This is a genomic window from Algoriphagus hitonicola (assembly GCF_900113375.1).
Lineage (GTDB): Bacteria > Bacteroidota > Bacteroidia > Cytophagales > Cyclobacteriaceae > Algoriphagus > Algoriphagus hitonicola.
In genome coordinates this window covers 440,692-453,513 of record NZ_FOPC01000002.1, presented here as the reverse complement: position 1 = coordinate 453,513, position 12,822 = coordinate 440,692, and the positions used below count along the sequence as shown (strand labels likewise).

14 protein-coding genes are annotated in these 12,822 nt (G+C 42.8%); 10 read left to right on the top strand and 4 right to left on the bottom strand.

Annotated elements, in window-relative coordinates:
• The 4 genes from BM043_RS04815 to BM043_RS04795 all read left to right on the top strand — a co-directional run.
• Nucleotides 1-194, top strand: a 194-nt coding sequence (locus tag BM043_RS04815; protein WP_143189472.1) for an IS3 family transposase, incomplete at its 5' end; no start/stop codon positions are given.
• Between the two features lie 391 nt (nucleotides 195-585).
• Nucleotides 586-954: a type II toxin-antitoxin system RelE/ParE family toxin gene (locus BM043_RS04805; protein WP_092789347.1), complete on the top strand. Its 369-nt coding sequence runs from the start codon at nucleotides 586-588 to the stop codon at nucleotides 952-954.
• Nucleotides 955-958: 4 nt separating this feature from the next.
• A complete protein-coding gene (locus tag BM043_RS04800) occupies nucleotides 959-1,285 on the top strand; it encodes a helix-turn-helix domain-containing protein (protein WP_092789346.1) in 327 nt (108 codons plus the stop codon).
• 188 nt (nucleotides 1,286-1,473) lie between these two features.
• Nucleotides 1,474-2,184: a hypothetical protein gene (locus BM043_RS04795; protein ID WP_092789344.1), complete on the top strand. Its 711-nt coding sequence runs from the start codon at nucleotides 1,474-1,476 to the stop codon at nucleotides 2,182-2,184.
• Between the two features lie 61 nt (nucleotides 2,185-2,245).
• Here the strand turns inward: BM043_RS04795 and BM043_RS04790 are convergent, their stop codons facing one another.
• Complete coding sequence (locus tag BM043_RS04790; protein WP_092789342.1) at nucleotides 2,246-2,443, bottom strand: forkhead box protein; 198 nt, start codon at nucleotides 2,441-2,443, stop codon at nucleotides 2,246-2,248.
• A gap of 112 nt (nucleotides 2,444-2,555) precedes the next feature.
• Here BM043_RS04790 and BM043_RS04785 point away from each other — a divergent pair, with 112 nt between their 5' ends.
• Nucleotides 2,556-3,407: a mechanosensitive ion channel family protein gene (locus BM043_RS04785; RefSeq protein ID WP_092789340.1), complete on the top strand. Its 852-nt coding sequence runs from the start codon at nucleotides 2,556-2,558 to the stop codon at nucleotides 3,405-3,407.
• A 2-nt stretch (nucleotides 3,408-3,409) separates the two neighbouring features.
• On the opposite strand, the gene BM043_RS04780 is transcribed toward BM043_RS04785, so the two are convergent.
• The 3 genes from BM043_RS04780 to BM043_RS04770 all read right to left on the bottom strand — a co-directional run bounded on the left by BM043_RS04780 (nucleotide 3,410) and on the right by BM043_RS04770 (nucleotide 5,718).
• Nucleotides 3,410-3,877 carry a pyrophosphohydrolase domain-containing protein gene (locus BM043_RS04780; protein ID WP_092789339.1) on the bottom strand — a complete coding sequence of 156 codons (468 nt, stop codon included), beginning with the start codon at nucleotides 3,875-3,877 and terminating at the stop codon, nucleotides 3,410-3,412.
• An 83-nt stretch (nucleotides 3,878-3,960) separates the two neighbouring features.
• The gene (locus tag BM043_RS04775; protein ID WP_092789337.1) at nucleotides 3,961-4,728 is read right to left on the bottom strand and encodes a hypothetical protein; all 768 of its coding nucleotides are present in this window, start codon (nucleotides 4,726-4,728) and stop codon (nucleotides 3,961-3,963) included.
• A 234-nt stretch (nucleotides 4,729-4,962) separates the two neighbouring features.
• Entirely contained in the window at nucleotides 4,963-5,718 is a 756-nt protein-coding gene (locus BM043_RS04770) for a superoxide dismutase (RefSeq protein WP_092789336.1), read from the bottom strand.
• Nucleotides 5,719-5,901: 183 nt separating this feature from the next.
• On the opposite strand from BM043_RS04770, the gene dapF reads away from it, so the two are divergent.
• The 5 genes from dapF to BM043_RS04745 all read left to right on the top strand — a co-directional run bounded on the left by dapF (nucleotide 5,902) and on the right by BM043_RS04745 (nucleotide 12,693).
• A complete protein-coding gene (dapF, locus tag BM043_RS04765) occupies nucleotides 5,902-6,669 on the top strand; it encodes a diaminopimelate epimerase (protein WP_092789334.1) in 768 nt (255 codons plus the stop codon).
• Nucleotides 6,670-6,761: 92 nt separating this feature from the next.
• Entirely contained in the window at nucleotides 6,762-10,148 is a 3,387-nt protein-coding gene (gene secA / locus BM043_RS04760; protein WP_092789332.1) for a preprotein translocase subunit SecA, read from the top strand.
• 4 nt (nucleotides 10,149-10,152) lie between these two features.
• Nucleotides 10,153-10,692 (top strand): hypothetical protein, encoded by a 540-nt coding sequence (locus BM043_RS04755; protein WP_092789330.1) that lies wholly within the window; start codon nucleotides 10,153-10,155, stop codon nucleotides 10,690-10,692.
• Nucleotides 10,673-11,863: a M20 metallopeptidase family protein gene (locus BM043_RS04750; RefSeq protein ID WP_092789329.1), complete on the top strand. Its 1,191-nt coding sequence runs from the start codon at nucleotides 10,673-10,675 to the stop codon at nucleotides 11,861-11,863. The genes BM043_RS04755 and BM043_RS04750 overlap by 20 nt, the downstream gene beginning before the upstream one ends.
• Before the next feature lie 56 nt (nucleotides 11,864-11,919).
• Nucleotides 11,920-12,693, top strand: a complete 774-nt coding sequence (locus BM043_RS04745) for a S1/P1 nuclease (protein ID WP_092789328.1) — start codon at nucleotides 11,920-11,922, stop codon at nucleotides 12,691-12,693.
• Nucleotides 12,694-12,822: the final 129 nt, after the last annotated feature.

Genomic DNA, 12,822 nt, shown 5'->3' with positions numbered 1-12,822 from the left:
CCGTGGCAGAAAACTTCTTTAAAATCATCAAATCTGAGCTGATCTACCAGCTTCCGGTATTGAACGTTAGACAGATACAGGTTGAACTCTTTGAGTTCATCGAAATCTGGTACAACAAAGAAAGAAAACATTCCTACCTGAATTACCTCACTCCTGAGCAGTTCGGAGAAACAACAAAAACAAAGGCCGCATGAAGAAAACTGAACTCGAACTAATCAGGGGGATTTTTTTTCTAAATCCCACTGATTAGTTGAGTAGCCCCGCGGCAGGCGGCATTAAATCAATTCAAAAACAGGCTTAAAAATATTGTCCAGTTTTTTGTAGTAAATCCAACTGAAGACAAGTTCAGGTAGAAGATTTTTAAAATCCTTGGACAGTTAAAATCTTGTGTCCTTTTGGACGTGCGGGCCTGCCTGCATTGCGCAGTCAGCAGGTTCAAGTCCCACTTGTGGCCTCCCATTAGGAGGTAAATCCAAAGCCTCGCAATTTTGCGGGGCTTTTCTGTTTTTAACCAGATATAGGGTCTATTCCATCAAAACCGTATTTGAAGACCATTTTTTGAAGCTCATTGTCAAAACTGAATGAATGCAGACAAAAAAAGATAAAAATTTGTTTCTATTTTTAGAAACTTTATTTTTAGAAGAAGCTGATAAATTCCTAGCCGAACTAGATCCAAAGACACTCAAAAAAATCTTTTACAATATTGATTTAGCTGAACAGACCAATGACCCTAGGCTTTTGAAGAAACTTCAACATGACATTTGGGAATTTCGAACCTATTACGGAGGACTTCAAATTAGATTATTGGCATTTTGGGATAAATCAGATAAGAAAAATACGTTGGTAATTGCCACCCACGGATTTATAAAAAAAGTCGACAAAGTTCCCAAAAATGAAATTGACCGTGCATTAAGACTTAAAGACAACTACTTCGAAAACAAACGCAAAAAATAACCTTATGTCAACTAAAGAAATCAAAACCTACACTCTTGCCGAAATGAAGGATAAGTATATCGGCAAAGTGGGAACATCAGAAAGGGATGAATACGAATATGAGCTCCGAATGGACGTTTTGGGGAAAATGATAAAAAGAGCAAGGCTGGAGCGGCACATGACCCAAGAAGAACTCGGAAAACTGATTGGAGTACAGAAAGCTCAAATTTCAAAACTTGAAAGAAGTGCTAACAGCGCAACCATTGATACAATTATGAAAGTGTTTAAAGCACTGAAAGCTGAAATCAATTTTAATGTAAAAATTGAAGATAACTTTCTTAAGCTCACTTAAAATACCGGGTCTTCATCTCCGAAAAGCTAATTTTTCTGCTAGCCCAACCATCTCCGAGACGACTCGAAGCTCGGCGTGACCTAAAAGAGACTTGTTTGCTGGTGATTTCTTATCTTGACCAAGGAAACCAAATCGGGCTCAATGAATGCCTGAGGTATTTAAGGGAAAAGGGGATTAAGATTTAAACTATGGTATCAGATACGGATTTTTGGACAGCTGTAATCGGAGGATCAGCCAATCTGGTAATGGCTGGGGCGATGTTCATCCAAACAGTTATTATAATTTGTACGGCAGGCCTTGCCTATAGAAAGTATTCCGACTACATAAACAATAAAAAAAGAGCTCATGCGATAGCTATAAAAAAGGATACTCAAAAGCTGCTTTACATTCAGGATAATATATTCAATAAATCTGAACCCATTGATTTCCAAGATTATCAGGCTGATTTGAAAGGGAAAATGTCAGGTGATCATCACCTTATGTATGTTAAATCCGTTTTGAGGCATAACCTTTATATGAAATATAAAAAGGAAATCGAAAAGCTTCAAATGCGAGTTGAAAGGGAGCTGGAATTTTTAGGGGACAAAAAACTAAAGTCACTTAATGAAAAAAGGGAAGCCATTTTTATGGATATCACACGAAAATATCTCGTGGTGGAAGGAAAATTCACCACACTCTACACTAAGCAAGATCTGGACCCTGAAATTTTGAAAAATGAGGAGAATGTAGGATATGCAGTTTACCAATCAATCCCTGAGCTTATTGGAAACAAAGATGATCAACCAGTTCTTGAAATTAATTTGATTGGTGGAGTAAGTGTTAAAAATAGAACTCAAAAGCCAAGAGGATTGAAATTATTAGACAAGCAGTTCTATGATTCACTAGCAAAGTTTTATTGAACTTTGTTTTGGTAAAATCTTCACTTTAATCAATAATAAAAGCGGCTATAAGCCGATTTTTTCATACAAAAGGATCCCCACTCTCCGGAAATTCTACCGGCTGATTTTCAATCAAACTTCCCAGAGCATCGTAGATGGCGAAGCTGGCCAGATCAAAGCGGTCCATGACTTGTTGGAAGAGACCGTTTAGGCTAAATTTTTTGATTGGAGCGCCAAAGAACTGTACAAAGAATTCAAAATCTTCCTGGCTTGATTCCATGAGACCCCAAAGTAGAGTGAAATAATTCTTCCAATCAGAAGAACTATAACTCGCTGATCTCGAAATATTGCTGGCCTTTTCGTATTTTAGAAATCTACCAAACCTCCCGCACATGGAATTTTTTACAACGATGAATTTTGATTGGCCGAGAATTCAGGAGCTACTTAAAATCACCGGCATTGCCCTTTTGATCCTGTTGGCTTTCTTCTTTATCGCCAATTACCTTCAGAAGTTCCTTAAGTCCAGGCTGGTCAAGCGGATGGATGATCCTCTTTTGGCCAATTTTCTCTCTGTGATTTTTAGACTGATTATCTTATTGATCGGGTTTATGATTGTCTTTCGGGTAGTCGGGTTGACAGGAGTAGTGTCGGGACTTTTGGCAGGGGCAGGAATCACTGCTTTTGTCATCGGCTTTGCACTGAAAGACATCGGAGAAAATTTTTTGGCAGGAATATTACTCGCCTTTAAGCGGCCCTTTCGAATCGGTGATATCGTGGATATTAATGGGATCAACGGCAAGGTCATCATGCTCAATCTCCGCGATACACAAATCAAAACGCCGGATGGCAAGGATGTATTTATTCCCAATGCTTCCATCATCAAAAACCCGCTGACCAATTTCACCATCGATGGGTTTTTGCGCTATGATTTTACAATAGGGCTGGACTATGGCTCTGATTATAGACAAGCCATGCGGTTGATTTTAGAAGAAATCAATGATGTGGAAGGAGTATTGAAAGAAATCAAAAAGGCTAGCACCTGGGTGGAAAACCTGGGGGAAAGCACACTGAATCTTCAAGTGGCTTTTTGGGTAGATACCTTTGACCCGCGGATTCCTGATGCTGCGGTAAAATCCGAGGTAATTATCAGAATTTTGGAGCGGTTGGCTAAGGAAGGTTTTAATTTACCTTCCAAAATCGTCGAACTCAAAAATTACCGAGACGAGCCTTTTCGTCGAGAATAAAGCTATTCTTCCAAAATTCCCTTCAAATCTGCAGGGGAATAATTGACAGATTTGAGGGTTTTGCGGTCCCCTTCCCGAAAGACCAAAAACAAATCGCCTTCTTTTTCATAGAAACAATCGGTGCCTTTGAGCTTGTAATGTGCTACCGTTGCCTGCGCCTCTGACTCAGTAAGACAGGCTTTGCTCATATTGGAGCGCTGCACCTCGTCGAATAAGGCTTTGAATTTTTCGCCCAAGCCAAATTCCAAAATCGCTCCGGAGAGCACGTATTGCAAATCACACAGTGCATCCGCTATTTCGACGAGATCCTTATCCTTAATCGCTTCTTCGAGTTCCTTCAGCTCCTCTGCCAATAAGGCCACACGGAGATTGCAACGTGTTTCATTGGGAATTTGAGGGCTGGGAAGAACGGGATGCTTGAATGTTTGGTGAAAAAGTGCGACTGAAGTAAGAGATTTAGGATCCTGCATAGTGTATTTTCTTTTGGAATTTGAAATAAAGAAAAAAGACCGGAAAATCCGGCCTTTTCCTTAGGAAAGAAAATGAGTGAGTTTTAGTTTCTGCTTTTAAGAGTAACAGCGGACTCCATATTACTCATGATTCTGCTGTACAATAGGGCGTTTCCATCTTCTCCATCCGGACCGATTTCGATGGTGCCATCAGCATTTCCATCTCCAGCGAGCGAAAAGTTCACCCCGTCGAATAGTTTTTCCATATCAAACTCAAGCTCCATATCACCTTGTCCTTCTACTTCGACTCCGTTACTGGATTCAGCCATGGCCTCAATAGTTTTTTCGGTTTCAGACCAGATGATTGCCTGAGTGCCATCAATCTCACCTTCGATCCAGACACTTTTGTTGTACTTAGGATCTGAGGATTCTACTTCGGTATTTTGCTTGAGCAAAAACTCCGCTTCAGTATAATTTCCTTCTGGAGTTTCTCCTTCGGCAACCAATTCCGATTGACTATCACCGCTGGCGATTAGGCTCAAAGAGTTGGTTTCAGAAGCAGAAGACTGAAGGCTAGAATTCAAATTAGTCTTCAATGAAATGCTTCCCAGGTCGATTCCGGCATCGATATCTGCTTTGGCTGCATACCGAAACTCCATTTCTCCGGTGGCCACGGTAAATTCGGAAGTAGAAAATCCATTAACGATTACTCGGGCATTTGCAGATTCAGATGAACCTCCAGCAGCGGTGGCAAACACGCGGGAATTTGCATTGCCGTCCTCGGGCTGCGTATCGGAATCTTCCGTACATGAAATCAATGCAGTGCTGGCTAAAAAGGCCAATAATGTGGGTGTTAAAAGGTGCTTTTTCATAGTAAATAATAAATTGGTTTGTCCCAAATGATCCAATCTGCATGCCAATTGGGGTTTTGGTGGCTCCCATTTCCAGAAATCCGATCGTCATCAGATTTTCTAAAGCAAAAAAAATCGCCTCCTTTTCGATCGAGGCGATTCGTTTTTTAAATTGATTAACAGAGACTTAGAGAAGCCTACATTTTTAAGCAATTTAAGGCAGAAAATTTGTTGAAATTTTTTCCAGAAAATCGATCACATCGAAGCGGAAAAACGCTCAGCGACCTTGTTCCAGTTGACTATATTCCAAAAAGCAGAAATGTAATCCGCTCTGCGGTTTTGGTAATTTAAATAATAAGCATGCTCCCAAACATCCAATCCTAGAAGCGGTGTTCCCTTGAAATCCGAAACGTCCATTAGCGGATTATCCTGATTTGGGGTGGAACCGATCGCTAGTTTTTTGTCGGAATCGACTACCAGCCAAGCCCAACCTGATCCAAAACGGGTAGCTGCGGCTTTTTCAAATTCCTCAGCAAACGAGTCAAAGCTTCCAAAGCTTTCGTCGATGGCCGCGGCCAAATCTCCCTCGGGTCTTTCGGCAGCATCCGGAGTCATAATTTGCCAAAACAATTCGTGGTTGTAATGTCCACCTCCGTTGTTGCGCATTTTGGTGCTGTATTGGGAAATAGTTGCCAAGACGTCTTCGAGCGGTTTATTGGTGTCCACATTTTCTTCCCCGATGGCGTCGTTGAGGTTTTTGGCATAGGCAGCGGCATGCTTGGTAAAGTGGATTTCCATCGTCATCGCATCGATGTGTGGCTCCAACGCTGAAAAATCATAATTCAGCGGAGTCTGGCTAAAGCTGGTGGCAAGAATGGATTTATCATCCCCTTTGACATCATTGCTGCAGGCGGACAATACACCTGTTCCCACCAAACCAACAGCTAAACTTGCTTTAGAACTATTGGAAAGGAACGTGCGACGGGAGATCAATTCACGGGTAAGTTTCATGGTTTATTACGTTTTTTTGATTTCGATAAGAATTTAATGCTCAAAATAATCAATCTATCAGTAATTAGGAATTGTAAGGCAGACAATACGTCCGAATTTCTGCCAGTTTGGTTAAGTTTGCAGCTTGTGAGGGTCTTGGACAAGTTTTTGAACCCAAGAAATTTTCAAATTGAATAAGCTGGAATGAAATTCTATAAATATCAGGGCACCGGAAATGACTTTGTGATGATCGATGATCGGGAAAACCGCTTTGATGATCAGGATTTAGCGTTGGTTTCCAGGCTTTGTGACCGCAAATTCGGAATAGGTGCTGATGGTTTGATTTTGATCCGAAATCATCCCAAGTATAATTTTGAGATGATTTATTTCAATGCTGACGGTTCCCAAAGTATGTGTGGAAACGGCGCCCGTTGTGCAGTCGCTTTTGCCGAATTTTTGGGGATCATTGGTGAAAAAACCCATTTTCTTGCCATTGATGGTGATCATGAAGCCCTTATCAAAGAAGGTTTGGTTGAGTTGAAAATGGGTAATGTCTCCGGGATCGATCAGGTGAAAACAGACTGCTTTGTAAACACCGGCTCACCTCACCATATTCGTTTTGTAGATCAAATCGAAGAATATCCGGTGGTAGAGGAGGGCAGAAAAATCCGATATGATCAGCGTTATTCTCCAGGAGGAACCAATGTAAATTTTATCCAACCGATAAGTTCGGATGAAATTTTTGTGAGAACCTACGAGCGGGGTGTGGAAGACGAAACGCTTTCCTGTGGGACCGGAGTGACTGCCGCGGCGATTGCTTTTGCACAAGATCAAAAAGCCGCTACCGTAAAAATCAAAACCCGAGGGGGTAATTTATCCGTACGATTTCGAAGGAATGCGGATGGCACTTTGGAAGATATTTGGTTGATTGGTCCTGCGCAGCAGGTATTTGCAGGCCAAATCGACCTTTAATCCCAAAGACTACCTGAGGGGCTTTCATTAATTATCAATTGTAATAAAAAGGGTTTAATTTTAAGCCCTGATTTCAGAATCAAAATATAGACATGTTAGATTTTATTGCTAAAGGATTGGCCAAGGTTTTTGGTACCAAATCCGACCGAGATATAAAGGACCTTCTTCCCAAGGTAAAAGAGATCAATGAGATTTTTGAAGGATTCAAATCCTTAAGTGATGACCAGTTGAGAGCGCAGACGGGGGAAATCAAATCCGTCATTAATGCGCACTTGAAAAGCTTTGATGACCAAATTGCAAATTATCGCGCGGAGATCGAGCAGTTGCCTTCTGAGGCCATTCATGAAAAAGATCAGCTTTTTACCCAGATCGAACAAGTAGAAAAAGATCGGGATGAAGCCCTCGAAGAAGTCCTGCAAAACGTCATGCCCAAAGCCTTTGCCGTAGTCAAAGAAACCGCTCGGCGATTTAAGGAAAACGGAAAGTTGACTGTTTCGGCTACGCTCAAAGACAAAGAAATGGCGGTTGTGAAGCCCCACGTGGTGATAGATGGGGAGACCGCCACCTGGCAGAATAAATGGTTGGCCGCCGGAAACGAAGTTGTTTGGGACATGGTCCACTACGATGTGCAGTTGATCGGTGGGATGGTTTTGCATAAAGGTAAAATTGCAGAAATGGCCACAGGTGAAGGTAAAACGCTCGTTTCTACTCTTCCCGCCTACCTCAATGCGCTAGCTGGACGAGGCGTTCATATCGTGACCGTCAATGACTACCTAGCCAAGCGGGATTCTGAATGGAATGCCCCACTTTTTGAATTCCACGGATTGACGGTGGATTGTATTGACAAGTATCAGCCGAATTCAGCCGGTAGAAAAAAAGCCTACGGATGTGATATCGTTTACGGAACCAACAATGAGTTTGGCTTCGATTATTTGAGAGACAACATGGCCCGTGAATCCGGAGATTTGGTTCAGGGTAAGCATCATTTTGCAATGGTCGATGAGGTCGATTCCGTGTTGATTGATGATGCGCGGACACCTTTGATTATTTCCGGTCCGGTTCCACGAGGAGATGTGCATGAGTTTGATCAGATGAAGCCACGGGTTTCTACCTTGGTGGAGGAGCAACGTAAACTGGTTCAAGGCTTTTTGTCCACGGCCAAAAAGCAAATTGCTGAAGGAAATGAAAAAGAAGGTGGATTGGCACTTTTCAGAGCCTATCGTGGCATGCCGAAATACAAGCCTTTGATCAAATATCTATCCGAGCCGGGAATCCGTGTGATCCTTCAAAAGACGGAGAACTTTTACCTGCAGGATAACAAGCGAAATATGCCTGAGGCAGATGAACCGCTGTTGTTTACCATCGAAGAAAAAAGTAATGTGGTCGATCTGACTGATCGGGGCATTGAGACGATGACGACCAAAAATGAGGATCCGAGCTTTTTTATCATGCCGGATATCGGTGTGGAAATCGCCGATCTCGAAAAAGATGAAAACCTCGACGAAAAAGAAAAATTGGTTCGCAAGGAAGAAGTCATCAAAGACTACGGAGTCAAAGCCCAACGGATTCATACCGTCAATCAGCTGCTCAAAGCGTACTGTATGTTTGAGCGAGACACGGAATATATCATCGTCGATGGCAAAGTCAAAATCGTCGATGAGCAAACTGGTCGTGTGATGGAGGGAAGACGCTATTCGGACGGATTGCATCAGGCGATTGAGGCTAAGGAGAATGTCAAAGTAGAAGATGCTACACAGACCTATGCCACGATTACCCTGCAGAATTACTTCCGAATGTATCACAAACTGGCCGGTATGACCGGTACAGCAGAAACAGAAGCGGGCGAGTTTTGGGAAATTTACAAGTTGGATGTAGTAGTCATTCCGACAAATAAACCGATTCAGCGAGACGACCGAGAAGATAAAGTTTATAAAACTGTCAGAGAAAAATTCAACGCAGTGGTCGACGAGATCAACGAATTGGTCGCTGCAGGAAGACCGGTTCTGGTAGGTACTACCTCGGTGGAAATATCAGAGGTGCTCAGCCGAATGCTGACCCTGAAGAAAATCCCGCATCAGGTATTGAATGCGAAGCAACATGCCAAAGAAGCCGATGTAGTCGCAGAGGCCGGAAAACCGGGAACTGTAACTATTGCCACCAACATGGCTGGGCGAGGTACCGATATCAAATTGGCTCCTGAGTCTAAGCAAGCTGGAGGTTTGGCGATCATTGGTACGGAGCGGCATGAATCCCGACGCGTCGATCGTCAGCTGAGAGGTCGAGCGGGACGTCAGGGTGATGTGGGTTCTTCCCAGTTTTTTGTTTCGTTGGAGGACAGTTTGATGCGTCTTTTTGGCTCAGACCGAATCGCCAAATTGATGGATCGAATGGGTCTGGAAGAGGGAGAAGTGATTCAGCATTCGATGATCACCAAGTCCATCGAGCGGGCACAGCGCAAAGTCGAGGAAAACAACTTTGGCACCCGTAAGCGATTGCTGGAATACGATGATGTGATGAATTCCCAGCGGGAAGTAGTGTACAAACGTCGAAGAAATGCCCTAAAAGGAGAGCGTCTGGAGTTGGATATTCTCAATATTATGTACGATGTCTGCGAAAGCATTGTGGATATGGGCAAATCCACAGAGGATATCGAGAATATCAGAATGAATATTTTCACTTCGTTAGGATTGGATTATCAGATTTCTGCAGATGATCTGAAAAGCAAAGAAAGTCAACAACTTACCGAGGAGCTTTACGCGAAGGCTTTTAAATCCTATAAGGAGAAAAATCAAAAAATCACTCAGACTGCCATTCCTATCCTTCAGCGGGTACATGCAGAGCGAGGAGCCACGGTCAAGGATATTATGGTACCTATATCTGACGGAATCAAGCAGATCGGTGTAGTCGTAAACCTGGAGAAGATGCTAGAAACTGAAGGGAGGGAATTGATTCGTTCTCTGGAGAAAAGTGTTACGCTTGCCATCATTGACCAAAACTGGAAAGAACATTTGCGGGATATGGATGACTTGAAGCAATCCGTTCAAAATGCCGTTTATGAGCAAAAAGACCCGCTTTTGATCTATAAATTCGAAGCATTTGAAATGTTTAAGCGCTTTATTGGTAAACTTAACGAAGATATGATTTCCTTCTTGAGTCGAGCCGACTTGCCAAAACAAGACCCCAATCAAGTCAGTGCTGCACAAGCGCCAAGACCTCAGTCCGAACCACAGGTTCAAGCATCTAAGGCAGAAGTTTCAAGCTCACTGAATCCTGGGGCAAATCGTGCGGCGGCAGCTGCGGCTAGTGCCGGAAGAGCGGCTCAGCAAGCAGTGGTAGCACCACGAAAGTCTGAAAAGACGTATGGTAGAAATGATCGGGTCTCTGTGCAATACACCAACGGAAATACCAAAAATGACGTTAAGTACAAAAGCGTAGAGCAGGATATTCAAGACGGAAAATGTGTAATCATTGATAGTTAAAGCCATGAAAATAGGTTGGATAGTTTTAGTCGTTATTTTCTTTGGCGCTTGTAAGAGTTCCGGTCCTGCTGTCGATAAGGCGGCATCCTACGATAATTACAGCGAAGACCTGAGCACCTATCTTCCCAGCTATCCAAATTATGAGAAGCGGATTAACGAATCAGAAATGGTGGATGTGGAAGCTTCTCCCAAAGTAATTGATGATCAGCTGAATCAGCTTGCCAAAAACGAGTATAACAAGCGGAAGTCCGACCCCTACTTTAATGGATACAAAGTCCTGGTGTATTCAGGATTGGATCGGGACAAAGCATTCAAAACGATGGATGATTTGGAGGAAAATTTTCCTGATATCAAAGCAGATATTCAATATCAGCAGCCCCGCTATCTCGTCAAAGTAGGCCGATATGCCTATAAAGTAGAAGCACTCAAATATTTTAATTTACTGAAAGATGAATTTCCTACGGCGCGGATCATTCAAGATCGAATTTTGAGAAAAGAATTTTCTGCGCCAAGCCAAGATGTAGATGTTGAAGGACAAAATTAAATCCCTAGCCAAGGATCTCAAAGAAGAAGTAATCGCAAACAGAAGGCATCTTCATGCCAATCCTGAGCTATCTTATCAAGAATACGAAACTGCAAAGTTTGTCAACCAAAAACTTCAGGAGATCGGCGTTAGCCAGATTGAACAGAAAGCAACCACCGGATGGACAGCGCTGATTGAGGGAAAAAATCCCGGAAAGAAAACAGTGGCACTTCGGGCGGATATGGATGCTTTACCTATTATCGAGGCAAATAATGTCCCCTACAAATCTACCCATGAAGGAGTTATGCATGCCTGTGGTCACGATGCACATACCGCGTCTTTACTGGGCGCTGCCAAAATCTTAAATTCTGTCAAAGATCAATTTGAGGGAACAATCAAGCTGATTTTCCAACCTGGAGAGGAAGTTGCCCCAGGAGGAGCCTCCTATATGATCAAAGACGGCGCTTTGGAAAACCCCAGACCCAATGGAATCATCGGACAGCACGTGATGCCTTTTATTCCTGTTGGGAAAGTTGGGTTCAGGCAGGGAATTTATATGGCGAGTGCTGATGAGCTTTACATCACAGTCAAAGGAAAAGGAGGTCATGGTGCAATGCCAGAGACCTTGATTGATCCGGTGTTGATTTCATCTCATTTGATTGTTGCCCTGCAGCAAGTAGTCAGTCGGGCCGCAAGCCCCAAAGTGCCTTCTGTACTTTCCTTTGGACGTGTGGAGGCCTTGGGAGCGACGAATGTGATCCCAAATGAAGTAAAAATTCAAGGTACTTTTCGTACACTCAATGAACCCTGGCGGGCACAAGCTCACCAAAAAATGCTTCAAATCGCTAAAGGTCTGGTAGAAGGAATGGGCGGAGAAGTAGATTTTGAAATCCGAAAGGGTTACCCTTTTCTCCAAAATGATCCCGAACTGACTGAGCGGGCTACCCTTGCGGCGAAAGATTATTTGGGAGAGGAAAATGTCCTTGATCTGGATATTTGGATGGCCGCAGAGGATTTTGCCTATTATTCTCAGGAAATCAAAGGCTGCTTCTATCGTCTCGGTACCCGAAACGAACAAAAAGGAATTATCTCCGGGGTACACACGCCTACCTTTGACATCGATGAAGACGCCTTGGAAATCGGAGCCGGTTTAATGGCTTGGCTGGCGGTATCCGAACTTGAAAAAGGATAATGATTTCCTAACCTTTCTTTAAGAATTCTCCTGTATTTTCGCATCAAAATTCACCCATGAAAAAATTTAAATTTCTTGCCTCAGCATTCATGCTCACCATGATTGTGACACAATCCTTCGCTTGGGGACAGTTGGGGCATTATCTCATTGGCCTTATGGCCGAGCGGCAAATGAAAAAATCCACTTTGAGAAAAGTGGAGCGTGTCATAAAGCCGATGTCACTGGCTAGAAGCGGTACCTGGATGGATGAAATTCGTTCGGATCGCGCTTATGATTACGCTACCACCTGGCATTACCTGACGAGCAAAGAAGGAGAATATGATCCCGCTCATCAAGAAGAGGAAGGAGATGCTTATGAGGCAATTTTACGATTGAAAGAGGAATTGAAAGCAGGAGGCTTGTCTCCGGTGGAGGAAGCAGAGAAACTTAAAATGCTGATCCATATGGTTGAGGATATTCACCAGCCATTACATGTCGGAACTGGTGAAGATCGAGGAGGAAATGATGTGAAAATCGAGTTTTTTGGAAATCCAACCAATCTTCATGCACTTTGGGATAGTGGAATGATCGGAAGGCAGGGAATGAGCTATTCCGAAATAGCGGATGAGCTTTATCGAAGGGTCACACCTGAGCTTCAGAAAGAATACCGAGGAGCGTCTATGAATGATTGGTTAAAAGAAGCGGTTAGTCTGCGTCCCATTGTTTATGACTTGCCGGAAAATAGAAGATTAAGTTACGAATACATGTACAATAACTATAAAGTAGCCGAGGAGCGGATGATTGCCGCGAGTGTAAGACTTGCTCAGATTTTGGAAGAAATCTATGGGTAATTAGTCCTGTTTAGTAAAAATAAAGGGTTTCTGAATTATTTTCAGGAACCTTTTTTTGTTTTTAGAGCTAGAAAATTTAATCATAAGTTTTACCCTTGATTAAAGGAATTTTTTATTTTTATGAGTATT

Coding starts and splice junctions, on each gene's coding strand:
- BM043_RS04805 (WP_092789347.1), top strand. CDS start 586: ATGCAGACAAAAAAAGATAAAAATTTGTTTCTATTTTTAGAAACTTTA.
- BM043_RS04800 (WP_092789346.1), top strand. CDS start 959: ATGTCAACTAAAGAAATCAAAACCTACACTCTTGCCGAAATGAAGGAT.
- BM043_RS04795 (WP_092789344.1), top strand. CDS start 1,474: ATGGTATCAGATACGGATTTTTGGACAGCTGTAATCGGAGGATCAGCC.
- BM043_RS04790 (WP_092789342.1), bottom strand. CDS start 2,443: ATGGAATCAAGCCAGGAAGATTTTGAATTCTTTGTACAGTTCTTTGGC.
- BM043_RS04785 (WP_092789340.1), top strand. CDS start 2,556: ATGGAATTTTTTACAACGATGAATTTTGATTGGCCGAGAATTCAGGAG.
- BM043_RS04780 (WP_092789339.1), bottom strand. CDS start 3,877: ATGCAGGATCCTAAATCTCTTACTTCAGTCGCACTTTTTCACCAAACA.
- BM043_RS04775 (WP_092789337.1), bottom strand. CDS start 4,728: ATGAAAAAGCACCTTTTAACACCCACATTATTGGCCTTTTTAGCCAGC.
- BM043_RS04770 (WP_092789336.1), bottom strand. CDS start 5,718: ATGAAACTTACCCGTGAATTGATCTCCCGTCGCACGTTCCTTTCCAAT.
- dapF (WP_092789334.1), top strand. CDS start 5,902: ATGAAATTCTATAAATATCAGGGCACCGGAAATGACTTTGTGATGATC.
- secA (WP_092789332.1), top strand. CDS start 6,762: ATGTTAGATTTTATTGCTAAAGGATTGGCCAAGGTTTTTGGTACCAAA.
- BM043_RS04755 (WP_092789330.1), top strand. CDS start 10,153: ATGAAAATAGGTTGGATAGTTTTAGTCGTTATTTTCTTTGGCGCTTGT.
- BM043_RS04750 (WP_092789329.1), top strand. CDS start 10,673: ATGTTGAAGGACAAAATTAAATCCCTAGCCAAGGATCTCAAAGAAGAA.
- BM043_RS04745 (WP_092789328.1), top strand. CDS start 11,920: ATGAAAAAATTTAAATTTCTTGCCTCAGCATTCATGCTCACCATGATT.